Source organism: Fictibacillus enclensis (assembly GCF_030123385.1).
GTDB lineage: Bacteria > Bacillota > Bacilli > Bacillales > Fictibacillaceae > Fictibacillus_C > Fictibacillus_C enclensis.
The window spans coordinates 64,694-88,822 of the sequence record NZ_CP126109.1 but is presented as its reverse complement, the minus strand read 5'-3'; the positions used below and the strand labels follow the sequence as shown (position 1 = coordinate 88,822).

Annotated in this window: 26 protein-coding genes and 2 tRNA genes; all 28 read right to left on the bottom strand. The window is 46.0% G+C overall.

Going from position 1 to position 24,129, the window contains the following annotated elements:
* Window positions 1-84: 84 nt before the first annotated feature.
* A complete protein-coding gene (gene lysS / locus QNH15_RS00450; RefSeq protein ID WP_283891844.1) occupies window positions 85-1,578 on the bottom strand; it encodes a lysine--tRNA ligase in 1,494 nt (497 codons plus the stop codon).
* Between the two features lie 9 nt (window positions 1,579-1,587).
* On the bottom strand, window positions 1,588-2,010 hold the full coding sequence (locus tag QNH15_RS00445; RefSeq protein ID WP_061975902.1) for a GreA/GreB family elongation factor: 423 nt from the start codon (window positions 2,008-2,010) through the stop codon (window positions 1,588-1,590).
* A gap of 130 nt (window positions 2,011-2,140) precedes the next feature.
* The gene (dusB, locus tag QNH15_RS00440; RefSeq protein ID WP_283891842.1) at window positions 2,141-3,136 is read right to left on the bottom strand and encodes a tRNA dihydrouridine synthase DusB; all 996 of its coding nucleotides are present in this window, start codon (window positions 3,134-3,136) and stop codon (window positions 2,141-2,143) included.
* A 15-nt stretch (window positions 3,137-3,151) separates the two neighbouring features.
* On the bottom strand, window positions 3,152-3,367 hold the full coding sequence (locus QNH15_RS00435; RefSeq protein ID WP_283891840.1) for a helix-turn-helix domain-containing protein: 216 nt from the start codon (window positions 3,365-3,367) through the stop codon (window positions 3,152-3,154).
* Window positions 3,319-3,849, bottom strand: coding sequence for a 2-amino-4-hydroxy-6-hydroxymethyldihydropteridine diphosphokinase (folK, locus tag QNH15_RS00430; protein WP_129478551.1), 531 nt, complete (start codon window positions 3,847-3,849; stop codon window positions 3,319-3,321). Before folK ends, QNH15_RS00435 begins: the two co-directional genes overlap by 49 nt.
* On the bottom strand, window positions 3,846-4,208 hold the full coding sequence (gene folB / locus QNH15_RS00425; protein WP_283891837.1) for a dihydroneopterin aldolase: 363 nt from the start codon (window positions 4,206-4,208) through the stop codon (window positions 3,846-3,848). Before folB ends, folK begins: the two co-directional genes overlap by 4 nt.
* Window positions 4,201-5,064 (bottom strand): dihydropteroate synthase, encoded by an 864-nt coding sequence (gene folP / locus QNH15_RS00420; protein ID WP_283891835.1) that lies wholly within the window; start codon window positions 5,062-5,064, stop codon window positions 4,201-4,203. The genes folB and folP overlap by 8 nt, the downstream gene beginning before the upstream one ends.
* Before the next feature lie 14 nt (window positions 5,065-5,078).
* Window positions 5,079-5,939: an aminodeoxychorismate lyase gene (gene pabC / locus QNH15_RS00415; RefSeq protein ID WP_283891833.1), complete on the bottom strand. Its 861-nt coding sequence runs from the start codon at window positions 5,937-5,939 to the stop codon at window positions 5,079-5,081.
* Window positions 5,927-6,523, bottom strand: a complete 597-nt coding sequence (pabA, locus tag QNH15_RS00410; RefSeq protein ID WP_061975916.1) for an aminodeoxychorismate/anthranilate synthase component II — start codon at window positions 6,521-6,523, stop codon at window positions 5,927-5,929. Before pabA ends, pabC begins: the two co-directional genes overlap by 13 nt.
* 26 nt (window positions 6,524-6,549) lie before the next feature.
* Complete coding sequence (gene pabB / locus QNH15_RS00405; RefSeq protein WP_430667114.1) at window positions 6,550-8,007, bottom strand: aminodeoxychorismate synthase, component I; 1,458 nt, start codon at window positions 8,005-8,007, stop codon at window positions 6,550-6,552.
* 124 nt (window positions 8,008-8,131) lie between these two features.
* Complete coding sequence (gene cysK / locus QNH15_RS00400) at window positions 8,132-9,064, bottom strand: cysteine synthase A (protein ID WP_283891831.1); 933 nt, start codon at window positions 9,062-9,064, stop codon at window positions 8,132-8,134.
* A gap of 109 nt (window positions 9,065-9,173) precedes the next feature.
* Window positions 9,174-10,055, bottom strand: a complete 882-nt coding sequence (gene hslO / locus QNH15_RS00395) for an Hsp33 family molecular chaperone HslO (protein WP_283891829.1) — start codon at window positions 10,053-10,055, stop codon at window positions 9,174-9,176.
* Between the two features lie 42 nt (window positions 10,056-10,097).
* Entirely contained in the window at window positions 10,098-10,868 is a 771-nt protein-coding gene (locus QNH15_RS00390; RefSeq protein WP_283891827.1) for a type III pantothenate kinase, read from the bottom strand.
* Between the two features lie 63 nt (window positions 10,869-10,931).
* Window positions 10,932-12,839: an ATP-dependent zinc metalloprotease FtsH gene (ftsH, locus tag QNH15_RS00385; protein ID WP_283891825.1), complete on the bottom strand. Its 1,908-nt coding sequence runs from the start codon at window positions 12,837-12,839 to the stop codon at window positions 10,932-10,934.
* Window positions 12,840-12,908: 69 nt separating this feature from the next.
* On the bottom strand, window positions 12,909-13,448 hold the full coding sequence (hpt, locus tag QNH15_RS00380; RefSeq protein WP_061975927.1) for a hypoxanthine phosphoribosyltransferase: 540 nt from the start codon (window positions 13,446-13,448) through the stop codon (window positions 12,909-12,911).
* 14 nt (window positions 13,449-13,462) lie between these two features.
* On the bottom strand, window positions 13,463-14,863 hold the full coding sequence (gene tilS / locus QNH15_RS00375) for a tRNA lysidine(34) synthetase TilS (RefSeq protein WP_283891823.1): 1,401 nt from the start codon (window positions 14,861-14,863) through the stop codon (window positions 13,463-13,465).
* 113 nt (window positions 14,864-14,976) lie between these two features.
* Window positions 14,977-15,954 (bottom strand): serine/threonine protein kinase, encoded by a 978-nt coding sequence (locus QNH15_RS00370; RefSeq protein ID WP_283895382.1) that lies wholly within the window; start codon window positions 15,952-15,954, stop codon window positions 14,977-14,979.
* Entirely contained in the window at window positions 15,920-16,666 is a 747-nt protein-coding gene (locus tag QNH15_RS00365) for a vWA domain-containing protein (RefSeq protein WP_283895380.1), read from the bottom strand. The genes QNH15_RS00370 and QNH15_RS00365 overlap by 35 nt, the downstream gene beginning before the upstream one ends.
* 83 nt (window positions 16,667-16,749) lie before the next feature.
* Window positions 16,750-19,245 (bottom strand): stage II sporulation protein E, encoded by a 2,496-nt coding sequence (gene spoIIE, locus QNH15_RS00360; protein ID WP_283891821.1) that lies wholly within the window; start codon window positions 19,243-19,245, stop codon window positions 16,750-16,752.
* Window positions 19,246-19,529: 284 nt separating this feature from the next.
* A tRNA-Glu gene (locus QNH15_RS00355) sits at window positions 19,530-19,604 on the bottom strand.
* Between the two features lie 25 nt (window positions 19,605-19,629).
* Window positions 19,630-19,706 (bottom strand) — tRNA-Met (locus QNH15_RS00350).
* Between the two features lie 341 nt (window positions 19,707-20,047).
* Window positions 20,048-20,539, bottom strand: coding sequence for a S1 domain-containing RNA-binding protein (locus QNH15_RS00345; protein WP_061975935.1), 492 nt, complete (start codon window positions 20,537-20,539; stop codon window positions 20,048-20,050).
* Window positions 20,540-20,612: 73 nt separating this feature from the next.
* Complete coding sequence (locus QNH15_RS00340) at window positions 20,613-20,993, bottom strand: FtsB family cell division protein (RefSeq protein ID WP_283891820.1); 381 nt, start codon at window positions 20,991-20,993, stop codon at window positions 20,613-20,615.
* 10 nt (window positions 20,994-21,003) lie between these two features.
* Window positions 21,004-21,606: a spore cortex biosynthesis protein YabQ gene (gene yabQ / locus QNH15_RS00335; protein WP_283891818.1), complete on the bottom strand. Its 603-nt coding sequence runs from the start codon at window positions 21,604-21,606 to the stop codon at window positions 21,004-21,006.
* Window positions 21,603-21,908, bottom strand: a complete 306-nt coding sequence (gene yabP / locus QNH15_RS00330) for a sporulation protein YabP (protein ID WP_061975941.1) — start codon at window positions 21,906-21,908, stop codon at window positions 21,603-21,605. Before yabP ends, yabQ begins: the two co-directional genes overlap by 4 nt.
* A 100-nt stretch (window positions 21,909-22,008) precedes the next feature.
* The gene (locus QNH15_RS00325; RefSeq protein WP_061975943.1) at window positions 22,009-22,290 is read right to left on the bottom strand and encodes an RNA-binding S4 domain-containing protein; all 282 of its coding nucleotides are present in this window, start codon (window positions 22,288-22,290) and stop codon (window positions 22,009-22,011) included.
* Entirely contained in the window at window positions 22,291-22,563 is a 273-nt protein-coding gene (locus tag QNH15_RS00320) for an HU family DNA-binding protein (protein ID WP_061975945.1), read from the bottom strand.
* A gap of 113 nt (window positions 22,564-22,676) precedes the next feature.
* Complete coding sequence (gene yabN, locus QNH15_RS00315; RefSeq protein ID WP_283891814.1) at window positions 22,677-24,128, bottom strand: bifunctional methyltransferase/pyrophosphohydrolase YabN; 1,452 nt, start codon at window positions 24,126-24,128, stop codon at window positions 22,677-22,679.
* Window position 24,129 lies beyond the last annotated feature (1 nt).

Sequence of the window (24,129 nt, the reverse complement as noted above, 5' to 3'; positions counted from 1 at the left end):
TTTTAGAAAAAAGTTTGATTTTCTTTTTAAATAAAGAAAAACAGCCCGCAAGTCCTTGCAGGCTGTTCTGATCCCGTCGTGTTTTTACTTTTCACTATGGCGCATTTGCGGGAATAACAGTACATCACGGATGGATGGTGAATTGGTCAAAAGCATGATCAGACGGTCGATCCCGATCCCGAGACCCCCGGTAGGAGGCATACCGTACTCAAGTGCTTCTACAAAATCTTCATCCATCATATGGGCTTCGTCATTTCCTGCCGCCCGCTCTTGAAGCTGTGCCTCAAAACGTTCTCTTTGATCGATTGGATCATTCAGCTCAGAGAAGGCATTAGCATGCTCACGGCCAACGATAAACAGTTCAAATCGGTCAGTGAACCGCTCATCCTCAGGGTTTTTCTTGGCAAGCGGCGAGATTTCTACAGGATGTCCGTAGACAAAGGTAGGCTGAATCAACGTTTCTTCAACAAAGTGTTCAAAGAACTCGTTGACAATGTGCCCGTAGGACATATTTTCTGTTACAGGAACCTTGTGCTCTTTTGCAAGAGCAAGAGCTTCTTCCCTGCTCATCTGAGGCCAGAAATCGACGCCTGTCGCTTCTTTAACCGCATCAACCATATGGATTCTTTTCCAGCGTGGTTCAAGGTTTACTTCATGCTCGCCGTATTTTACGGTTGTGCTTCCGTGAACATCCTTTGCAATGTGTGCGATCAGATTTTCTGTAAGCTCCATGATGTCGTGATAATCCGCATACGCTTCATATAGCTCGATCATTGTAAATTCAGGGTTATGGCGTGTAGATACACCCTCGTTGCGGAATACACGGCCAATTTCATAAACCTTTTCCAGGCCACCCACAATGAGCCGCTTCAAGTGAAGCTCAATAGCAATACGCATATAAAGTTCCATATCAAGCGCGTTGTGGTGGGTAATGAACGGACGTGCCGAAGCTCCGCCCGGGATTGAGTGCATGGTTGGAGTTTCCACTTCCAAATAGCCATGGTCATCCAGGTAGCGTCTCATGGAACGAATAATTTTACTTCGCGCAATAAAGGTATCCTTTACTTCAGGATTCATGATCAAGTCAACGTAACGCTGTCGGTATCGCTGCTCGACGTCCTTCAGGCCATGGAATTTGTCAGGAAGCGGACGAAGCGACTTTGTAAGAAGCTGAAAATCTTTTGCTTTTACGGAAAGCTCGCCTACTTTGGTTTTAAAAACAGTACCTGTAATCCCGACAATGTCCCCGATATCAATGGTATTGAACAGTTCATACTGTTCTTCCCCAACCGCATCGGTTCTTACGTAGATTTGGATTTGTCCTGTAAGGTCCTGAACGTGAGCAAAACCTGCTTTTCCTTTTCCGCGCTTGGTCATGATGCGTCCGGCGATTGTCACTTCAATACTTTTCTCATCCAATTCTTCTTTTGAGAGGTCCTGGTACTGCTCGAGTATGTCCTTGGCACTATGCGTACGGACATACTTTGTACCAAATGGATCTTTACCGCTTTCGCGGAGGTTGTTCATTTTTTCTCTGCGTACCCGCAGCAAATCATTTAATTCTATATCCTGGCTCATGGAATTCTCCTATCTTTTGCAGTTTTGTATATTAATGATTTCATATGATATTTGTCCCCCGGGAAGGGAGATATAGATTTTTGAGTTCAGCGGTTTGCCAAGAACAGCCTTGGCTACCGGAGAATCGGAGGCAATCTTGAATTCCCTCGGATCAGCCTCAAAAGGATGTACTATTGTATAGGTCATTTCGTCCTGAAATTCGAGTTCAAGCAATGTAATTGTGGAACCGACTTCAGCAGTATGGCCGGGCTCTTTCTGGTTTGAAAGAATTCGGGCATGAAGAAGCACATGCTCGAGCTGTTTGATTCTCTTATCCAAAAATTGTCCTTTTTCCTCAACTGTGCATGCTTCCTTTTCGTCGATCAAGCTTTTCAGCTCATGTTTAAGCCTCCTGGTGCCTTCATTCGTAAGCAAAACCGTTTCTTGGGTCATTTGCTTCTCCTCCATATCATTAATAAATAATATCTTGTGAAAACACCAGGAAGCAGGATTTAGATAATATAAGTGCAACAAAAGCCAGAAATAGTTCTGGCTGGTGTTATTTCCTATCAGGGTTGAATGATCAGCTTACTTTGTCAGCCGGTTTTGCTTCTACTTCTTCAATATAATCATAAAGAAGCTTGCGCATTTCTTCCCTTGTTGTTTTTGTATTCACTTCGTTACGGACAGAGCCGGTTTTTGGAAGTCCTTTAAGATACCATGCAGTATGCTTGCGCATTTCGCGAACCGCCACATACTCCCCTTTAAGGTCAATCAGGCGGTCCATGTGCAGCATGCAGATGTCGATTTTTTCTCTTGGCGTCGGCTCTTGAGGGATCTCTCCTGTTTCCAGGAACTTGATGGTACGGTACAGCATCCATGGATTACCGAGTGCTCCGCGGCCGATCATCACGCCGTCCACGCCGTACGCTTCAAGCGCATGCTTTGCATCATGCGGTGTAGCAATATCTCCGTTTCCGATGACCGGAATGGAAACATTGTCTTTTACTTGTTTAATGATATCCCAGTTTGCTCTTCCTTCATACATCTGAACACGGGTGCGTCCGTGAACTGCTACTGCGGCACCGCCGGCACGCTCGACCGCCTGGGCATTCTCGACAGCAAAAATGTGGTCCTCATCCCAGCCGACACGCATTTTAACGGTGACCGGTTTTTGTACCGCATCAACAGTGGCCGCCACCATCTCATAGATTTTATCCGGATCCAGCAGCCATCTTGCTCCGGCATCACACTTTGTAATCTTAGGAACAGGGCATCCCATATTGATATCTATAATATCGGCATTTGTGTTCTTGTCTACATACTTTGCCGCAGCAACAAGCGATTCCCGCTCCCCTCCAAAAATCTGAAGGCTTAGCGGTTTTTCCCGCTCATCGACATAGAGCATCTTCAGCGATTTTTCGTTTTCTAGCAGAATTCCTTTGTCGCTGACCATTTCGGCACAAACAAGTCCCGCACCAAAATCCTTTGCGATCAGACGGAAAGCCGGATTGCATACACCTGCCATTGGAGCAAGCACCACCGGGTTTTTCATCTTAATTCCGCCGATTTCTAACACGTATATCACCTCACTTTATCTTCGAACATAGTCTTGCGTTAATTCATCTATAGAAACCTGAAAGATTGTAGCAATCTTTGTGATCAGTTCTTCCTTCGGCTTCCTGTTTCCGCGCTCGATTTCTCCAAGTATGGAAACGGAAATGCCCAATTCCCTCGCAAGGCCCTCCTGTGTAAAGCCTTTTAACTTTCGAAAGGCCCGGATTCTTCTGCCCCACTTTTCTTCTTCCATCTGTGTACACCTTCTTTATTCTGCAGCTGTTTGAAGAGAACCCCGAGTGGTACTTTTTCTGTACCGGGGAATGTGAGATCTGGAGCAATCTCAAGCAACGGAATCAGTACAAAAGCACGTTCCAGCATGCGTGGATGCGGAATGTGCAGTGTGTCTGAATGTATACGTTCACTATTATACAACAAAATGTCAAGGTCTATTGTTCTGGGCCCCCATCTGATTTCCCTGATTCTTTCCAGTCTGTTTTCAATTTTCTGGGTTATGCTCAACAGCTCTTCTGCAGAAAGGCACGTTTGCAGCTGAACCGCCACATTCAGGAAAGGGGGCTGATCGGTATAGCCCACAGGATCTGTCTCATACAAGGACGAAACAACGCTGACTTCGATGTCCGGATGGTTCTCCAGTTCTTGTACCGCCTGACGAATGTATTCCTCCCGGTTGCCAAGATTGGAACCGAGTGAAAGATAGACGGTGTTCTTCATGCTCTGCCCCTCGTTATTTCAATAGCAACCGAATCATAATGGCCTGGAATAGGAGGGTCGGGTTTGACTACTTTTACGGTGCATTGCTGAACGAGCGGATAACTGGAAAGAAGGGTGGTCGCGATGCTTTCAGTCACGGTTTCCACGAGCTTTTTCGGTTCGCCTTCCACGATCTCCTTCACCGTTGCATAAACCTCACCATAGTTGACCGTGTGCTCCAGATCATCGGTTGTTCCGGCAGATTGAAGATCCATCTCCAGGATCAGATCCACCTTGAACCGCTGCCCGAGCTTATTCTCTTCCGGAAAAACACCGTGATACCCATAAAACGAAAGACCGTTCATATATATTTTATCCAAGTGGACTCATTCCTTTTCCAAGCATGGCATCCATCATCTTGGCCATGCGGCTCATTTCTTTAACATCATGAACCCGGACGATGGTACAGCCCCGCTCAATTCCGAGACAGACCGTGGCGCCTGTCCCTTCCATACGCTCATTGACAGGAAGGTCGAGCGCATTGCCGATCATGGACTTTCTCGACGTGGCGAGAAGGACCGGATACCCCATATCCACAATCTGATTCAGATTGCGCATCGTCTCCAGGTTTTGTTCATAGGTTTTGGCAAAACCGATTCCCGGGTCCAAAATGATATTCTCCGGGTTTACGCCTTCTTTCACACAGATAGCAATACTCTTATTTAAGTCAGCGATGATGTCGGGCATCAGCTCATCGTAATCGCGGTCAGGCCGGTTATGCATCAGGATGATCGGAACATTGAGGCGGGCCGCGGTTGCAGCCATCTTGTCATCCGCCTTCGCTCCCCACACATCGTTGATAATGTTGGCCCCCACCAGAATCGCTTTCTCCGCCACCTCCGCTTTATAGGTGTCAATGGATAAAGGAACCTGAACTGAACGGGAGACCGCTTCAATCACGGGAATGACACGGCGCAATTCTTCTTCCGCCCCTATCTTTTCACCGCCAGGTCGGGTTGATTCTCCGCCGATATCAATGATATCTGCCCCTTCAGCCACCATTTGCCGGGCGTGTTGTATGGCTGTTTCGATCGAGTTGAATTTTCCTCCGTCGGAAAATGAATCAGGAGTCACATTCAAAATCCCCATCACATGCGTCTTTTTTGACAGATCAAGTGTATACGGGCCGCAGGAAATGAGATGGTTAAAACTCTTTGTTGTGATAGCTTGTCCCATTATAGGCTCCCCCTTTATGCTAATTCATCAATACTCCATAAATCCTTGCTGCATGAATGGTATAAAAACAATAGCGAATGCAACACCTTTCCCCCTGCACCCGGAAAGTCTTTTCCTTCAAATCTTTTAACCGGCACCATTTCCTGAATGGAGTTGGTGAGAAAAATTTCATCGGCAGCAAGCAAATCCTGTGGTGTGTAGAATCCTTCTTCTGCATCCATATCAAGCTTGGCAGCCGCAGCCATAATAAACTGCCGCGTAATGCCGTTCAATATGCCAGTGCCGAGAGAAGGAGTGTACAACCTTCCATCCTTTACCCAGAATACATTGGAGACCGTTCCCTCACTGGCAAAACCGTCCTCTGTTAAAAAAAGCCCTTCCTGTTCAACAGGCTCCTTCAGTTCCCTTTTTCCAAGAATGCTGTTCAGATAGTGATGGGATTTCAGGCGGATTCTGCCTTCCGGTGTATTTCTACGCGTCTGCAGAACCACCAGCTCTTTTTCGTTAAATGGTCCTTGTTCAGGAAGCGGTTTTCCGTAAATGATAATGGTTGGTTTTGTGTAAGGCTCTGTTTGAAGACCAATTTCGCCGATTCCCGCCGAAATATTAAATCGTATATAGGCATTCTTCCATTTATTGCGCCTCATTAATCGCTTGGTCTCCATCCAGGCAGCCGAGCTGTCCAGCTCATACTTGATGTTAAGCTCGACGAGTGCCTGCCGGAGACGACTCATGTGGTCTTCCCACAGAAACGGATGTCCATTATAGACCCGGACGGTTTCAAAGGCTCCAAGCCCATACATGTATCCGTGGTCAAACGGAGAGATTGATGCTTCATTTTTACTTACAAGTTTTCCATCTATTAAGAGGTACATACCTTGTTCCCTTTATTTTTGTATTGATCGATAAAATTACGGAGCAGCTGCTTGCCCGCTCCTGTCATTATGGATTCGGGATGAAACTGTACGCCTTCCACCGGCAGCGTTTTATGCCTGATGGCCATGATTTCATCGTCAGCCGTCCATGCTGAAATGTCAAAACAGTCAGGAAGCGTTTCTTTTTTTACGGTAAGAGAGTGATACCTTGTTGCTGTAAACCCATTCTCCACACCGCTGAAAATCGTATTGTCATCATGAAGGATCGCAGATGTTTTACCATGCATCAAACGCTCCGAGCGGATCACGTCTCCTCCGAACACCTGTGCAATGGACTGATGGCCAAGACAAACACCGAATATAGGAATTTTTCCTGAAAACCGCTTGATGACATCCATGCTGACACCTGCTTCATTCGGCGAGCAAGGGCCAGGCGAAATCATCAGGTAATCCGGTTTAAGTGCTTCAATCTCTTCAAGTGTAATTTCATCGTTTCTCTTGACGACCAATTCTTCTCCAAGCTCTCCCAAATATTGCACCAAGTTGTACGTGAATGAATCATAATTATCGATCATTAAAATCATTTCTCATCTTCCTCCTCTAAGCTCAGCTAAACTAATTCATAACTTTTTTCTTCGCTTAATTCCTTTGCCCGCCATAGCGCAGCGGCTTTTTTCAAGGACTCTTTATATTCCGCTTTTGGATCGGAGTCAATGACAATGCCGGCTCCAGCCTGGACATGTGCCATACCGTCCTTGCAAACCATCGTCCGGATCGCGATGTTCAATTCTGCATCTCCATCAAACCCAATCCATCCGATAGAGCCAGTATATACCCCTCGCCGCACAGGCTCAAGTTCTTCAATAATTTCCATCGTTCTGATTTTTGGGGCACCGGTAATTGTCCCCCCCGGAAAGGTTGCTGCAATGAGATCAAACGCGTCACATTCCTTGCGCAGTCTCCCTTTTACATTGGAAACAATATGCATGACATGCGAGTACTTTTCAATGGTCATGAACTCATCCACTTCAACACTGCCATATTCGCTTACTTTCCCAAGGTCGTTTCGTTCCAGATCGACGAGCATTACATGTTCCGCGCATTCTTTTTCATTTTCGATCAATGTCATCGCCAGCCTGCGGTCCTCTTCTTCTGTTTTGCCTCTTGAGCGGGTTCCTGCAATTGGGCGGGTGCTGATCTCATCTCCCCTTTTTTTGACCAGCAGTTCCGGTGAACCGCTAACGAGCTGAAAGTCCGGTGTGTGAAGATACCCCATGTAAGGAGAGGGATTGAAACGGCGAAGCTCTTCATAAATTTGAAAAGGCTGCGACATTAACGGCTTGGACTGACGAACAGAAAGATTAACCTGAAACACATCTCCGGCAGCAATATATTCCTTTACCGTTTTTACAGCTTCCACAAAACATTCCTCAGACATTGAGACGGATTCCTGAAGAAACGGAAAATGAACTTTTTCCAACGCTGTTCTTTGCTCTGGCTGGTGCGGCGCACTCCATAGCTGCACATATTGCATCAATTTGCGTTCCGCGCTGCTTCGGTCCTTTTCCGCGAAATGAACCATAATAAAAAGCTGTTCCTTTTCGTGGTCATAAACAAACACATCGTCAAATACGAGAAGCGAAACATCGGGCAGGTTCAGATCATCCTCCGCCTGTTCCGGAAGCTTTTCGATTTCACGCGCAACATCATAACTGAAATATCCGATGGCGCCTCCTTTAAAATCTGGAAGGCCGGGAACAGCTGCAGTATGAAACGAGGATAGCCACTCTTTTATGATAGGGAGCATATTGCCTTTCTTTGTGATAGTTTTCCCTTTATACATAATGCTCACCTTGTTGTTTTTCCCTGAAATAAAAGCCACTGGCGACAGACCCGCGATGCTGTATCTTCCGCTCCGCCCGCTTTCGAGAAACACATGGTGTGGTTCTTCTGCCGAAAGAGCTTTATACCGTTTAAACCACTCATTTTTCGGCATGGCCAGCGTCTCAAAAATAACGTGCCGATCTGACTTGTTTTGGTTAGGCACACCCTTCACTCTCCTGATCATTCTTATGGATACTATTGTAACTGATGATGTCATGAAAGTGGTGATAAAAATCCTGCAATTTTATGGAAACCAAACGGGAAATTGTTCATAAAAAAAGCCGACAACATGTCGGCTTTCAAGTGATTTACTCCGCTTCGTCAAATTGGTACAAAGGTGTGCTCAGATAGCGTTCGCCGTTACTCGGAATAATAGCGAGCACTTTCTTGCCCTTGCCAAGCTTTTCCGCGACTTTAAGTGCGGCTGCAATCGCTGCACCTGAAGAAATACCTCCGAGGATTCCTTCTTCCCGGGCAGCACGGCGTGCATATTCAAACGCTTCATCATTGGTAATTTGGAGAACTTCATCATACACGGATGTATTTAGCGTATCCGGTACAAATCCGGCACCGATGCCCTGAATCTTATGAGGTCCCGGCTTTCCGCCTGAAAGGACAGGTGAATCTGTTGGTTCCACGGCATAAACCTTGATTTCAGGGAAAGATTCTTTTAAGACTTCACCGGCACCCGTAATCGTTCCGCCAGTTCCAATCCCTGAAACGAACCCGTCAAGACCATCCGGGAATTGAGCAACAATCTCTCTACCTGTTGTCTTGCGGTGGATTTCCGGATTCGCCTGGTTTTTAAACTGCTGAGTCAAAAAGTATCCATTTTCCTGGGATAATGCCTCTGCCTTACGGATGGCTCCTCCCATTCCTTCAGCTCCCGGAGTTAAAACAAGCTCAGCTCCAAAAGCGCGAAGAAGGTTTCTGCGTTCCATACTCATTGTATCCGGCATAACAATTACCGATTTATACCCCTTGGCTGCCGCCACCATGGCAAGACCGATTCCCGTATTGCCGCTCGTTGGTTCAATCAATGTATCGCCGGGCTTTAATGCGCCTTCTTCTTCCGCTTTTTCAATCATGGCGAGAGCAATTCGGTCCTTTACACTGCTTCCCGGATTCATGAATTCAAGCTTCAGATAAATGTCTGCAGCATCTTCACCTGCCAAACGGTTCAGTTTGACAACGGGGGTTTCTCCGATTAGTTCTGTAATTGAATTTGCTATTCTTGCCAACTTAATCACGCTCCTAAATAATCCCGAGTATTTTTATTGGATTAAGTTTACCAATAATACGAATCGTCTGTCAATTATTCTGCCCATCTTTAGACCTACAAATTTCAAACTATTTGCTTTCGGTATAGAGCTCCTCAAGATCTTCAGCAGAGAACAAGTACGACTCATTGCAAAATTGGCAGTGAGCTTCTGCCTGGCCGTCTTCTTCAATCATTGCCCTGATTTCCTCTTTACCTAATGATATGAGCGCATTGGCAATGCGGTCACGCGAACAAGTACATTGAAACGACACCGGCATCTTTTCAAGCAGCTTCACATTTTCTTCTCCAAGCAGTTCAAAAAGAATTTCTTCCGGGGTAAGCCCTTTTTCCACCAGCTTTGAGATCGGGGGAATGGCTGATATCCGCTCTTCCAAAAGGTCGATGATCGTATCTGAAGCATTCGGCATCACCTGTATCACAAATCCGCCAGCTGCCAGAATGCTGTTGTCCGGATTAACCAGCACACCCACTCCTACAGAGGAAGGCACCTGTTCGGATGCAACAAAATAGTACGTGAAGTCATCCCCGATTTCACCGGAAACCAGAGGCACCTGCCCTGTAAAGTTATCACGCAGTCCCAAATCCTTAACAACGGAAAGAAAGCCATCTTTCCCTACCGCACGGGCAACATCCAGTTTGCCATGCTGGTTCAAATCAAAGTGGACCTGAGGGTTTGTAACATACCCCCTTGATTGCCCATTTGGATGAGCATCCACAATGATCGCTCCGATGGGGCCTCCCCCTTCTATCTTTACCGTAATTTTGTGCTTGTCGCTCTTCAGCATGGAGGCCATCATAGTGCTTGCCATCATCGTACGGCCAAGTGCCGCAGATGCGGTCGGCCACGTTTGGTGCCTGCGCTGAGCTTCACCGACCATTTCTGTTCCTCTCATTGCGTAGGCACGAATTTGCCCGTCAAAAGCCAGAGCTTTGATTAAATAATCCTGCATTTTTATCACCTGTCCTTATCTTTTCGCTCAGAAGTTTTGCTATTACGTTCTGCGGTTTTTTGTATATATGAGTTGAAGCCCTTTTAATGTCAAATAGGGGTCTACAATATCGATTTGCTGGCATTCCTCGGCAATCAGACCGGCCATTCCTCCGGTAGCCACGACCTTTGGATTGCTTTTTTCCTGAGCTTTTATTCTTTTAACAATACCCTCAACCTGTCCAACATATCCAAATAAAAGTCCCGACTGCATGGCACTGACTGTATTTTTCCCAATAATATTATCCGGCTTGGCGAATTCAATTCTAGGAAGCTTGGCCGCATTTTTATACAAACCCTCTGTAGCAACATTGATGCCCGGGGCAATTGCGCCGCCCATGTATTCCTTTCGCTCATTGATGTAGCAATACGTGGTGGCGGTGCCGAAATCCACGACAACAAGCGGTGACCCGTAATAATGGATCGCCGCCACCGCATTGACAATCCTGTCGGCTCCCACTTCCCTGGGGTTTTCGTATTTAATGTTCAGCCCTGTCTTGATGCCAGGACCGATAACAAGCGGCTTTTTATGAAAAAACTTGATGCACATCCGCTCCAGCGTTGCCATAATATGCGGCACTACCGAAGAAAGAATAATGCCTTCCACTGCTTCCCGTTGAATTTCAGCCTGGTGAAAAAGGCTTAAAATCAGCATGCCGTATTCATCCTCGGTTTTTTCCCGGGAGGTGCTGATCCGCCAATGATGCTTCAATTCATTTCCTTCATACAAGCCCAGCACGATATTCGTATTTCCTACATCAAAACACAAGATCATGGAAAATCCCCGCTAACTTTCAAAAAGGATGCCTCTGCGATGAGAGACATCCTTTTTGTGATTTTAATCTTCTTTGTGTTCTTCTTCATCCTTCTTGTGGATGGTAACTTTCACATCATTTTCTGGAGAAGAGATCACTTTTCGCTCAGGTAGCCTACCGGTTTTCACAAGCTCCTTGATTTGCTCCTCGTCAAGTGTTTCTACGTTGAGTAGCGTTTGAGCAATGATTTCGAGCTTTTCGTTATGCTCTGTAAGAATTTGCTTACAACGCTCATAAGAATCCTTGATAATGTTCTGGATTTCCATATCAATCTCATGGGCGATCGCATCACTGTAGTTTTGCTCGTTGTTAAAGTCGCGGCCAAGGAATACCTGTCCGCCGGAGGTGGAACCAAACTGCATTGGCCCCAATCGGTCACTCATACCGAATTCGGTTACCATGCGGCGGGCAATGCCTGTCGCACGCTGGAAGTCGTTATGTGCACCAGTGCTGACTTCATTAAATGTGATTTCCTCTGCTACACGTCCGCCAAGGAGACCAACAATCTTATCAAGCAGCTCGGGTTTTGTCATAAAGTAGCGGTCCTCTTTCGGAAGCATAACGGTGTATCCGCCAGCCTGGCCGCGAGGAACTACAGTTACTTTATGAACGGTGTCTGCGCCTTCAAGCACAAGGCCGATAACGGTATGTCCCGCTTCGTGGTAGGCCACAATATTCTTTTCTTTTTGAGAAATAACACGGCTTTTCTTTGCAGGGCCTGCGATAACGCGATCAATCGCCTCATCCACATCGTCCATATTGATTTTCTTTTTATTCTGCCTTGCCGCGACAAGTGCCGCTTCATTCAGCAGGTTCTCGAGATCCGCACCGGAAAAACCAGGTGTGCGCATCGCGATGGTTTTCAGGTTCACTTCTTCACTTAGAGGCTTGTTTCGGGCATGTACACCAAGCACCTCTTCGCGTCCTTTTACATCTGGGCGGTTAACCGTAATCTGACGGTCAAAACGTCCCGGACGAAGAAGGGCAGGGTCCAGAATATCCGGACGGTTGGTTGCGGCGATGATAATGATACCTTCATTGGCACCGAATCCATCCATCTCAACAAGCAACTGGTTAAGCGTTTGTTCACGTTCATCATGTCCGCCGCCAAGTCCAGCACCACGCTGGCGTCCTACTGCATCGATCTCATCAATGAAGATGATACAAGGGGCATTCTTTTTGGCGTTTTCAAACAAGTCACGTACACGGGATGCACCGACCCCGACAAACATTTCAACAAAATCAGAACCTGAAATGGAGAAGAAAGGAACGCCCGCTTCCCCTGCAACTGCACGGGCAAGCAATGTTTTACCTGTTCCCGGAGGTCCCACAAGGAGAACCCCTTTAGGAATACGTGCGCCAAGAGCGGCGAATTTGCGCGGATCTTTCAGGAACTCAACTACCTCAACAAGTTCCTGTTTCTCCTCATCCGCTCCGGCAACGTCTTTGAACGTTACCTTTTTCTTTTCTTCATTGTACAGTTTCGCTTTGCTTTTACCGAAGTTCATTACACGGCTGCCGCCGCCCTGAGCCTGGTTGAGCAGGAAGAAAAACAGGATGAAGATGATGACAAACGGGATAATGGATGTGAAGAATGTTACCCACCCGCTTGTTTGTTCTTCTGGTTTGAAATCAATTTTCGCTTTGTTCGTAAGCGCAGTAAGCTGCTTCATGGATTCATCTGAATCCGGGGTATAGGTTTCAAAAACCTCTCCCTGCTTGTAGTTGTCCAGCTTACCTCTGACGACGAAAACGCCGCCTTCAGGCTGGTATTCAATGCTTTCCACACGTCCATCCTGAATGTACTGCGTTAACTGGTCATAACGAATTTTCTTTACTTCATTGTTGGTTCCGTTAAAAAAGCTGACGACACCAACTACAACTAAAAAGATCAACAAATAGAATATGGTGTTCCGGAAGATCCGATTCATTCCTTACCTCCTCAACGACAATGAGACGATCCATTACATTTATTAATGCATGTTAAATAATACACAGAATTACTTTTCATATACTTCAGGTTTTAATACCCCGATATATGGCAGGTTGCGGTAGCGCTCGATGTAATCCAGCCCGTAACCGACTACAAAGGCATCAGGTACGATAAATCCGGTCAGATCCGGCTTAATGTCCACTTTTCTGCCCGTCGGCTTATCCAGCAAGGTCACAATCTTCACCGAATTGGCATTGCGGTGTTTAAAGAGCTGGACAAGATAGCTCAGCGTAAGACCGCTGTCTATAATATCTTCGACAATGATGACATCGCGTCCTTCAAGGGATGTATCAAGGTCCTTAATAATTTTGACCTCACCTGAAGAAACGGTTGATGCCCCATAGCTGGATACTGCCATGAGATCAATTTCAAGATGAATATCCATCCGTTTGATCAGATCGGCCATAAAAGGCAGGGCACCCTTTAACACTCCAACTACAAGCGGAAACCGATCCTGATAATCCTCTGATAACTGCTTTCCGAGATCCTTAATCTTTTCCTGAAGCGCTTCCTCGGAAATTAATACTTCCTTAATTTCATCATGCATGCTGCTTTGGCCTCCTAGACGTCCTGGCAGAAATTTTGAAACTGTAAGACTAACCATTGCTTGGGATCGCCTGATGGTCGAACTTCGCCATGCTTTATACCCGGAATCCAGATAATGTTCCCCTCCCCGTCTTGCAGGATGGGCCACACATCGCGTTTCTCCCTTTCAAGCTTCTGGTCAATAAAAATATCTTTTACCTTCCGAGTCCCACCCTCTCCCGGCAGTGCCATACGGTCACCGGGTTTGCGCGTTCTCGCAATGATTGGCAGACTTACACTTTTTACATCACATACAAAAACATCTTTTCCCCTTTTCTCATTCGGATACTCTTCTTTATACCCAGCGGTAATCACTCCAACAGGAAACTCCAGCTTTCCCGGGATCTTCAATTCCAACTGATAGCCTGCTTGTCTTTCGGACGGGCTAAAAACGAGCCTGCAACGGTCATAGGAACGGATGACGTGTAAATCCTGCGGAAAATGAAGTCGGCCGGAAGGATGGTCACTCCTGAGTAAAGTTAAAAAGCTTTCCTTATGTATGGAGGAAAGAGATGAAGGTGTTTGCTTATATAGATAGTTTAATATTAGTGTAATCGCCCTTTTTTGTAAAGGAATTGGCATGCCCAGAAATTTGCTTACAGAGACCTCGACCAAGGAAGCATCTTTCTCTGAAATAACCGCTTCCAGGCCTTTTTCGGCCTGCTCGGTTAAATACGTTTCATCCTCATAAAAAGTTTCACTTATTTGCTGAAAACGAAGATGAACATTTGGATTTTCTTTTTTAAAAAAGGGAAGAACATGGTGCCTGAATCGATTTCTGACATAATCGTCCGTTTCGTTGCTCGGATCCCTTCTTGGGAAAATCTTATGTACTCTACAATAATGCTCTATTTCGGCCTTTGTTATTCCTAGAAACGGCCGAATAATGCGCGAGTCTCCAAATGGCCGGCTGGCCCGCATTCCGCCAAGGGCGGTTCCTGAACTTCCTCGTGTCATCCGCATGAGAACGGTTTCCGTCTGGTCATCGCCATGGTGAGCAAGTGCAACCGAATCTGCACCAAAGCGCGAAACGACTTCCGCATAGAAGGCATACCTGCATTCTCTTGCGGCTGATTGCGTACTGGTCAGACCATTCTCCTTTTTAAAGGCTGCTACATCCACCCGGGTGCTTTCGAACGGAATGCCGTTCTTTTCGCAATACGTCTGGACGTACAGAAGGTCTTCGTAGGATTCATCGCCTCTCAGCATATGATCCACATGCACAGCAACGATCTTCAGGCTCTCCCCCTTTCCCCTGTTCCATAAATAATGAAGCAGTGCCATAGAATCCGGTCCGCCGGAAACGCCGACAGCTATCGTCTGCCCCTGCTTGATGAGCTGATGTTTTTTAATAAATTGATCGACGGCCTGAAGCATTTCCTTTCTCTCCTTATCCGGCGCATCCTGATATGCTTCGCCCATTTTTTTACTTTAAACCTTCCGTAAGTATAACAAAAGGAGACCGTGGCTTAAAGGATTTGCCATTTGCGTTACATGGATTGGCTGATGAGATAAAACAGATAAACAATAAACAGAAATGAGCCCAAAAGAACGGTTTCAAACATCATCGCTCTTTTTTTCTTCTTTTTTATTTTTTTATGAGCCGACCGCCGGCTTGCGCCAGACGACGTCTGGGAGGGAGCTGACACTTTGCTTCTTCCCTTATTATTCAGGGAAGAAACCAGATCATTTCGCATCTCTTCAGCACTTTGATATTTACCGTACAGCCCTTTGAATAAGATGGATTGATAGTTTGCAAGAAGAGGGTTGCTGCGAATAACTTCCTTCAGCTGCTGCCGCCCGTCTTTCTTTTTTTCAAAGCGGCTTGGAAAAGCCAGGTTGACCATGATCATACAGGCGGAAAATAAATCATAGGAAGGTTCTGCCTTACGTGTGCCCAGGCCCCAATAGCCTCTGTCGAAAAACTCTGTATACTCTTTGATCGACCGTCCGATCTGCGTGGTTCCCCCAACGTCGATCCAACGAATGCGTGACGGTGGGCCAACCACCAAAAGATTATCCGGTTTAAGGTCACCAAACACCCATCCCGCGCGGTGAAGCATACTCAAATCAGTCAGAAGCTGCACGAGGAGAATTCCCGCCCATTCTTCACTGTGGTTTTTCATAAATTGAAAGAGAGAGTCTCCCTTAAGGTATTCCATAACATAAAAGGGAACCTGCCTGCCGTTCATCACATAATCATCCACATCGATTAAAGAAGGCCCAAGGATTTTGCCCTGGACCCTCGAAAAATGCTTTAACACGTTCACTTCTGAGATGATTGCCATGCTGTCATGGCCGGTTTTGACCGCTACTTTTCCGCCCTTACCTGAAGCAAGATACACTGTGCCTGTGGCGCCCGAACCAAGTTCTCTGATGATGGAATACTCGTTGCGGTGCCATTTCCCGGAAATAATGTCTCCGGAATTAAGTTTAGAAACCTGACCCTTCGGAGTATTCTTCTTCATCACCTGTGATCAATCTCCTTTTTGAACGTCTGTTCGTAAATTCATTGATCGCAGCCTTAATGGCCGGACCAGTCGGTGTAATGCCGCCTGACGAAATTTTGGTGAAGGCCTGGGTCAGTGAATTCAGCTTGGGCGTCCAATCTATCAAAAGCTCGGTTTCGTCTCTTTTACCCGGGAACGCAAACAGCGCAAATTGATTGTAGCCGATCCTCGAGTTCAGCGAGATGGAAAGATCAATAAGTGATTCCTGAACCGTGGCAAGCTTCTTTTCCATGCTGCCTGATGCATCCACGAGAATAATCAGCTCCAGGTCCATGGTTTCACCAAGATCATCCACCACTTCCATTACCTCTCCCCGCTTTTCAGGAGGCAGGTCTTCGATGGTCGATTCTTTGCCCAGTATCTGCTGAAGCTCACTGTTGATGACACCGTGAATGGTCTGAGTCATTCCCTTTTTGGTTACCATCTGCACGGTCTGCGACAGCTGGGTCGTATACACAATTTGGCTGACGCCGCCTCCGGACAAAGCAATCTCCTCTACTTCCCGAAGCCCTTTCTGATGGTATTCAGGGCTGTTTTCTTCCAAGATTCCAATTACATTTATCGTAATGCCATGCTCACGCGCGAGCGCCGCCATGGCGATGGGGTCCTCTCCGTGATTGGAGCAGCCATCGGTAATCAGCAACACTTGACGCAGGGTACCTTTTTTCATTTCCATTTAAAAAACTCCTCTCATCGAATGCTGTTATCATCCTTGTCATTGATCAGAGGAAATATACTTTTGATCTTTGAAATTTATTGCGCTTTTGGCCGTTTGATGTTGATTTTCGGGAAATGGGGGATGGAGGCCCATTTCGGAATGTTCCGGTTGATTTTGGTGACGACAACGGTCATATCGTCTTCTATGGTGTTGGACCCGGTGCGTATGACTTCCTCCATCAGCAGGTCTGCAACCACCTGGGGATCATCGGTGCCAATCTCCTTGATTTTACGCTTCATCCAAGCGTTGATGTTTTCAACATGCTTCGGACCTTCATAAATGCCGTCACTCATCATGATGAGCAGATCCCCGGCTTTTAACTGATCGCTCACAACATCCACATCAAACTCCTCAATAATGCCGATCGGAAGGTTGCTTGCCTCGATGATCCTCACCTGGTCTCCCCGTTTCACAAAGCTTGGCGAAGAGCCGATCTTTAAAAATTTCAGCGAGGCATCCTGCAGATCGATCATGGCGAGATCCAGTGTTGAAAAAATCTCATCGGTTGTACGGAGTGAAAGCACCGAATTAACTGACTTAATTGCCACCTCCTCATCAATACCCGATTTGAGAATCTTTTGCAGAAGCTCCAGTGTCTCATTACTTTCCCTGAAAGCCCGTTCGCCATTGCCCATTCCATCAGAGATCGCCACCGCATATTTTCCGCCGCCTAGCTCCATGGTTGAATGGCTGTCTCCTGAAAGCCATGCTCCTCCCTTTGCCGCAGACGCAATACCGGTTTCGATGACAAATTCGCGCGCCGAACCAAACGCCACATGGCAGTAGCCATTCGGATAAAAATTACAATCCTCTTTTTTCACCACAATGGTTTCCTGCAAAATATCAGACAGAAGAGGAGCAATTATTTTTTCGCACTCTCCGCTGCCGTTGCAACTGGGGAGACTCATCTCAATATCTACATTCGAAGCTTCCAGACTGTAGACATCAATATGTCCCAGCTCAATTCCCGCACTCTGAATCGCCTCTTTGATCTGCTCTTCCTGCACCTGGTGATTGATATGTTCCCGCTGGATTTCCTTGGCGAAGTCCCCCATTACCTGTGACACGCCGAGCAACTGGTTGGCCACCAGCTTCCGGCTTTCCTGAACCTGCTGCTTCAGCTTCTGGCTTGCCTGGTATTGTGAAAGCTCTTTGGAGATGGCTTCTGTAATTTTTTGCGGTTTTACACAGTGCTTCTCCCAATCCAGCTTCAGCCTTCGGTCTTTAATTTCCTGATATTGTTCCTGCTCAGTCATAATCTGGGTCATCATTTCATAGGTTTTAGTAAAATTCACAGCCCAGCACTGTTCTTTTTTAAAACACGTCTGGCAGGTTTTTTCGGTCACATTGCTTAAAAACAAATCCACCTCATGATCTTGATATTCATCAAAGGCACTTTCATTGTACGAAGCAAAGGAGTGGGAAAGAGCCTGAAACATGCTCGAGAACTGCTCCACCCGGTTAGCTGTGACATCCCTGATTTTTTTTACATATTGCTGCTGTTCATTGGAATGCTCCCTTGTACCCGGAACATAGCGGGCAATGCTGTGTATTACCGCATGGGGCGTCAGCAAAAAGAGCCCAATTGCAATCGCAGATTCAATCAGCGTTTTGGCTATGGCAACATTCCCTTCCCCATAGAGGCCGATCAGCAGCGTTCCGATTAACAGCCCGATGCCCACACCGAACCGCTTTCCTTCCTTCAGCAAACCGCCCAGCAATCCTGAAAAGGCCAGGAGGCTCATCTGATAGAGGCTGCCTACATTTGCCAGACTTAGAATCAAGCCTGTTACCACACCAACAGTTGAACCAATGGCAGCTCCGCCCACAAACGCGAACATCAGTACCAAATATCTAGAAACAATATGTTCCACAGAATAATGATGGATTTCCCACCCGATGGTCCCGGTCATGACAGAAGCCAGCAAAATCATAAAACAGATAATTTCCTCGTTCTTTAAGGATTGAGGGATCCTTTTTAAATTCAATAAAGGAATGCTTTGTAAAAAGATCAAGGTCAGCACAAGGGAAAGACCCGCCTCTACTGCACCCATCATATATTCACTGATCTGGGGAGGCCCAGAAGTAAAGAAGACGGTTCCGATCCTGGCCGTAAAACTGCTCAGGAATACAACAGCGGGCGCCCATCTCATGCGGTTCTTTGTAAACATGTCGGCCGTTTTCTGATAGACTGCATACACCACAACACCCGCCAATATGTAAAATGCATTCATGGGGACATGAGACAATGCGCCGGCTACGAGCGCCAATATAGCAAATCCAGTTCGCTCCTTGCGCAAAACAAATACAGAAGCGATCAATGGCAGAGCAAAAGGAGTGATTTCTGATAATATCATGGCTCGTCCAAGTAAGAAGCCGATCGCAAACAACAACAGTCTCCAATTCAACAGTACGCCTTCCAGCTTGCTCATGAAGCGCTTGCTAATACCGTTTGACACACTTTGTGTTTTCTCCAGCCAAACCATCGCCCGCATGGGTTCCATTACATTCCTGTCCGCCTTTTGATACATCCTCCACACCACCCGTTTAGTTTTGTGTGTCCCATTATAACCACAGGGTATTCACATTTTTTGTCAAACGGTTAGAGCATCCCCCAAAAACTTCTCGACGAACAAATACAAAAATCATGTATTTGCATTGAACAAATACAAAAAACCATATTTGCTTTCTACAAATACAAAAAACCCTGCATTTTCAGAGAAGTGCTTCTTCTCAAAATGCAGGGTGTATCATTCTATGTATTAGTTCTTTTTCTTTGAAAAAGAATTTGGTATTTTTATTACATAAAAAAACTTGGTGACCCGTACGGGATTCGAACCCGTGTTACCGCCGTGAAAGGGCGGTGTCTTAACCGCTTGACCAACGGGCCAGCTTGTGCTTTTTGGTAGAAAAAATGGTAGCGGCGGAGGGGATCGAACCCCCGACCTCACGGGTATGAACCGTACGCTCTAGCCAGCTGAGCTACACCGCCATGTTAAAGACACAAGTAGTATATTACAAGAAGGAGCCCCCCTTGTCAACGCTTTTAAAAAAGAATTAAATAAAAAGTTGAAACGGCACAGTTTTTGGCACAGGATTTCTTCAAGGTTTTTAAAAGGTTCTCTAATGGTGAGGCTTTAAAATCATCGTTGACCCGTTGACTGTAATGCAAGGTGCGAGAGATGCGGGTAAAAGCGAGCATCCTGAAACGGAAATCAACAACTCACAATGCTACAAAGGTTAGCGCAAAAAGAAAAGGCCTCTCTTTTTCAAGAGAAGCCTTGGATATATAATATAAGGTCGTGAAGCTTGAGCATTCAAATCAGCAGCTTGCTATCCTCGGCGCGCTCCGCGTCCGCCGCGTTTTGACTCAGTTTGGCGTTTTAATGTTGCCAGACGGTCTTCACTGTCTTTTAAGAATTTACTCATTTTATCTTCAAATGTTACAGCCGTGTTAAAACCACCATTGCCGCGAGGTGAACCTTTGCGCTGTTTATTGAATCCGCCTTTTGACGGTCCAAACCCACCGCTTTTCGGTGCGCCATAGTTTCCTTTGTTCGCTCCGTAGTTGCTTCTCGTCGGTGCCGGGTTATCCTTTGCTTTTTTAATGGATAAGCCGATTTTGCCATCTTTTTCGATATTCATGACTTTAACTTCGACTTCATCTCCGACTTTTAAGTGGTCATTGATGTCTTTAACATAATTGTCTGCAACTTCACTAATGTGCACAAGTCCGGTAGTTCCTCCTGGCAGCTCGACAAAAGCTCCAAAATGAGTAATCCCTGTAACCTTACCTTGCAACTTGCTGCCTACTTCAATTGACATGAAGAAAATGCTCCTCCTTAGGTATTCATAAGTTTACTTTATTATACATTATACATGTGTAAAATTCGGGATGTCAATCCGACGAAGATCCGTGTGTTTTAAACACGATCTCCCCCTTCTTGGACATGAATAAATCACGCCGCGCGATTTCCCCGATATAATCAACGTCTTTTAGTTTATGCGCTTCCTCTTTCAGTTGTGCCTTCTTTTCCTTAGTTTGCGCTAACTTGGACTTCATCTGCTTTTCCTGCTTCCCTTTCTCGGAAAGGGTAGACATTTGTGATGTGATGGTTGAAAGCATGGCAAACGCAAGAACTGAAAAAATGACCAGGAAAGCCGCCAGCCTGCGGTATAAACCACGTTTCCTCTTTGCGTCAATCTTTTGCTGGAGATGATGTTCCTTCACGTAGCCCGTATTTAATTCAGTGATGTTCTCTTTACTAAACTGGACCATGTACAACCTCCTATTTCTCCTTCTTGCGGAACCAATTTTTGACTGTATTCTTCAGAGAAATAAGAATCCCTGCTTTTTTTAGCCATTTACCTTTTAAATTATACCATGTTTGCTTGGGAATGAAACGTAAAATCAGGCTAAATAACCATTTTACCGGTAAAAAAATGATTTTAAGAACAACCCGGACGAGGGCCCAGACCCACCGTACAGCCAATAGAACCAGCGCAAAAATGATCGAGATGACCCATTTTACGGGATGAACGATAAGAGCAAAGAGCAGCCGCACAATAAAACGATACAAATTGCTTATTAACGTGATCAGCACTTCCAGTGCCTTTTTGTAGCTTGTCTGAAAAAGGGCCTTGTACATACTAAAACCGCACAGAAGGGCAATAAAAATATACAAACGGAGATTGGCATGGTTTACATGAAGCAGCACATAAAAAACGATCAGGGCCTGCAGCAGCCAAAAGATGGTGTCATTGATGAAATGCAGCCAGTACCATTTCCTGCGTTCATGGACGAAGCGGCCATAGGTATCAATGGCCATTCCGATCCAAATTCCCGCGGCTGCCATGGCCAGCATGGTTTGAAACTGTACAGAAAGAGTCATTTGAAGAGCTTGCCAAAGAATCCTTTAGTTTTTTCTCCGCTCTGCTGGTCCAGGTAAACCAGATCGAACACTTTTCCTTCAATGGACACCATGCCGGACTCCACATCCAGGTTTTTCATTTTCAAGTTTGTACCCCGAATAGCCAGAAACCCCATTGTTGTCTCGAGAAGAAATTCTTCGTTATCAAAGCTCTCCACCTGTTTCACACCGGTGATCTCCAGCTTTTTCCGTCCTACCATCTTCACATCATGATCCGGGTTCGTGTTTTTATTTAATGAGCCATAATCATAGTGTTGGTCCATTTTAATCCCCCTCTTTCGCTATATGTTTATGAAAAGGGGGACAACTTTAGAACAGACCACATTTTATGAATCAAAAACCTGCCCAATAAAAAAGAAGAGCCTAAAATTTAGGCCCTTCTTCCGTTGATTGAAGTGATTCTTCATTGATGATGGTATACATCCCGGCAGCATCCTCTTTTTTCGTGAACTCTTTCAGCTCATCCACACGGACTGTGACAAGCTTCTGGCCAAAGCGGATCTTGAGTTCATCCCCGGCCTTCAGAACCGAAGAGGACTTTGCCTGTTTGCCGTTAACGGCAATTCGCCCTTGATCAGAAATTTCTTTTGCCACCGTCCTGCGTTTAATCAGTCGGGAGACTTTAAGAAATTTATCCAGACGCATTTACTTTACAGCTTCCTTCAGTTTATTTCCCGGACGGAAAGCAGGAACCGTTGACGCAGGGATGCTGATCTCTTCCCCGGTCTGAGGATTGCGTCCTGTACGGCTTGAACGCTCTCTCGTTTCGAACGTTCCGAATCCAACAAATTGTACTTTATCTCCGCTCTTAAGCGCTTCTGTAATCTCATCAACAAGTCCACTTACAACCACTTCAACGTCTTTCTTTGTTAAACCTGATTTTTCAGCAATATTGGTAACCAGTTCATTTCTGTTCATTTTAATAGCCTCCTTAGCATTCTTTCAAAAGATTCGGATAAAGTCCAGAAAACTTAAGGGTTCCGCTTGCTCTGAACAATATTCTCTAAGAAAAAAGGGATTCCTTCCGGGTTTTATAAATTTTCTTTCGCTTGATCCCAGAGTTTATCCATCTTTTCCAGCGTTGTGTCCTGAGGGGTTAGCCCTTCCTTCGCAAGCTCCGTTTCAATGTACCGGAACCGCTGGTAGAATTTTTGATTTGTTAAGGACAGGGCCTCTTCTGGATGAATGCCATAAAAACGGCCAAGATTGACCATGGTAAACAGCATGTCCCCAAATTCTTTTTTGCGTTCCTCATCGGACTGGGCAGTTTTCCATTCGTCAAATTCTTCCCTTAGCTTGTCTATGACCGGTGTAATCTCATCCCAGTCAAAGCCCGCTTTCGCTGCCTTTTTTTGATAATCATAGGCTTTATGAAGGGCAGGTAGTCCTTTGGCCACGCCATCCAAAAGAGAGGTCCGGTGGGCGTTGCCTTTTTCGGCCGACTTGATTTCCTCCCAATTTTTCAGCACTTGATCCTCTGTCTCTGCTTCAACATCCCCAAAAACATGGGGATGACGCCGGATCATTTTCTCAGCCAGGACGGAAATCACATCATCAATGGAAAAATAGCCCTCATCTTCTCCGATTTGGGCGTGCAGCAGCACCTGAAGCAGCACATCTCCCAACTCTTCCACCAGATGCTCATCGTCTTCTTCGTCGATGGCTTCAATGACTTCGTACGCTTCTTCTATTAAATAGCGTTTAAGGGATTCATGTGTCTGCTTTTTATCCCATGGGCAGCCGTCGGGCCCACGCAATGTGGCAATAACGCCCCGCAAATGTTCAAAATCCTTGAACAGCATGATGTCATCCCGAACAGGCGGAACATAAACCGCTGTCAGATTATTGAGTTCCACCGAACGGTCCAATTCGTGCAGCGGAACATAGTGAACGGACTCGCTGGTACTTCCCGCAGCCGTTACGACCACAACTTCAAAATCGTCTGGGTACTTATCCATCAGCGTAAGTTTTACATCGGACGCAATAAACCCGTCATACACCTGAACAATAATAAGATGGTTGCGAACCTGGATCTGCTCTTTCTTCAAACTAGTTCCATCGAGTATTTGGCACCCTTCGATTGGATCGATTTTCAGAGCCGTGTACATTTCATCCAGAAAGCTTTTTCCTCCGGCGACTTTCACCTGGATTTCCTTGCCCTCTGCTTCTTTTAGCAGGATTTGAACGGTCTGCTCGGCAACAAGCGGGTGCCCCGGCACTGCATAGACGATGTCGTCTTCAAGTGCTTTTTCAAAAAGGACAGAGGTAATCTCCCGGTAAACCGCTTCAAAACCATCATGCTTTTCATAGATATCATCAAAAAACGTCATGTGGATTTCTTCTTTTTGAAGCTCCTCTACTGCCGGATGATCTTTTGTGCGGACATACAAATGATCCGTCTTCTGCAGCAGACGGTACACTCCCAGGGTGAGCTGATCAAGATCCCCTGCTCCTAAACCAACGATCGTAATCGTACGAGACACG

Coding starts and splice junctions, on each gene's coding strand:
- lysS (WP_283891844.1), bottom strand. CDS start 1,578: ATGAGCCAGGATATAGAATTAAATGATTTGCTGCGGGTACGCAGAGAA.
- QNH15_RS00445 (WP_061975902.1), bottom strand. CDS start 2,010: ATGACCCAAGAAACGGTTTTGCTTACGAATGAAGGCACCAGGAGGCTT.
- QNH15_RS00435 (WP_283891840.1), bottom strand. CDS start 3,367: ATGGAAGAAGAAAAGTGGGGCAGAAGAATCCGGGCCTTTCGAAAGTTA.
- folK (WP_129478551.1), bottom strand. CDS start 3,849: ATGAAGAACACCGTCTATCTTTCACTCGGTTCCAATCTTGGCAACCGG.
- folP (WP_283891835.1), bottom strand. CDS start 5,064: ATGGGACAAGCTATCACAACAAAGAGTTTTAACCATCTCATTTCCTGC.
- pabC (WP_283891833.1), bottom strand. CDS start 5,939: ATGTACCTCTTAATAGATGGAAAACTTGTAAGTAAAAATGAAGCATCA.
- pabA (WP_061975916.1), bottom strand. CDS start 6,523: ATGATTTTAATGATCGATAATTATGATTCATTCACGTACAACTTGGTG.
- pabB (WP_430667114.1), bottom strand. CDS start 8,007: ATGATCAGGAGAGTGAAGGGTGTGCCTAACCAAAACAAGTCAGATCGG.
- hslO (WP_283891829.1), bottom strand. CDS start 10,055: ATGCAGGATTATTTAATCAAAGCTCTGGCTTTTGACGGGCAAATTCGT.
- QNH15_RS00390 (WP_283891827.1), bottom strand. CDS start 10,868: ATGATCTTGTGTTTTGATGTAGGAAATACGAATATCGTGCTGGGCTTG.
- ftsH (WP_283891825.1), bottom strand. CDS start 12,839: ATGAATCGGATCTTCCGGAACACCATATTCTATTTGTTGATCTTTTTA.
- hpt (WP_061975927.1), bottom strand. CDS start 13,448: ATGCATGATGAAATTAAGGAAGTATTAATTTCCGAGGAAGCGCTTCAG.
- tilS (WP_283891823.1), bottom strand. CDS start 14,863: ATGCTTCAGGCCGTCGATCAATTTATTAAAAAACATCAGCTCATCAAG.
- QNH15_RS00370 (WP_283895382.1), bottom strand. CDS start 15,954: ATGAAGAAGAATACTCCGAAGGGTCAGGTTTCTAAACTTAATTCCGGA.
- QNH15_RS00365 (WP_283895380.1), bottom strand. CDS start 16,666: ATGAAAAAAGGTACCCTGCGTCAAGTGTTGCTGATTACCGATGGCTGC.
- spoIIE (WP_283891821.1), bottom strand. CDS start 19,245: ATGTATCAAAAGGCGGACAGGAATGTAATGGAACCCATGCGGGCGATG.
- QNH15_RS00345 (WP_061975935.1), bottom strand. CDS start 20,539: ATGTCAATTGAAGTAGGCAGCAAGTTGCAAGGTAAGGTTACAGGGATT.
- QNH15_RS00340 (WP_283891820.1), bottom strand. CDS start 20,993: ATGGTCCAGTTTAGTAAAGAGAACATCACTGAATTAAATACGGGCTAC.
- yabQ (WP_283891818.1), bottom strand. CDS start 21,606: ATGACTCTTTCTGTACAGTTTCAAACCATGCTGGCCATGGCAGCCGCG.
- yabP (WP_061975941.1), bottom strand. CDS start 21,908: ATGGACCAACACTATGATTATGGCTCATTAAATAAAAACACGAACCCG.
- QNH15_RS00325 (WP_061975943.1), bottom strand. CDS start 22,290: ATGCGTCTGGATAAATTTCTTAAAGTCTCCCGACTGATTAAACGCAGG.
- QNH15_RS00320 (WP_061975945.1), bottom strand. CDS start 22,563: ATGAACAGAAATGAACTGGTTACCAATATTGCTGAAAAATCAGGTTTA.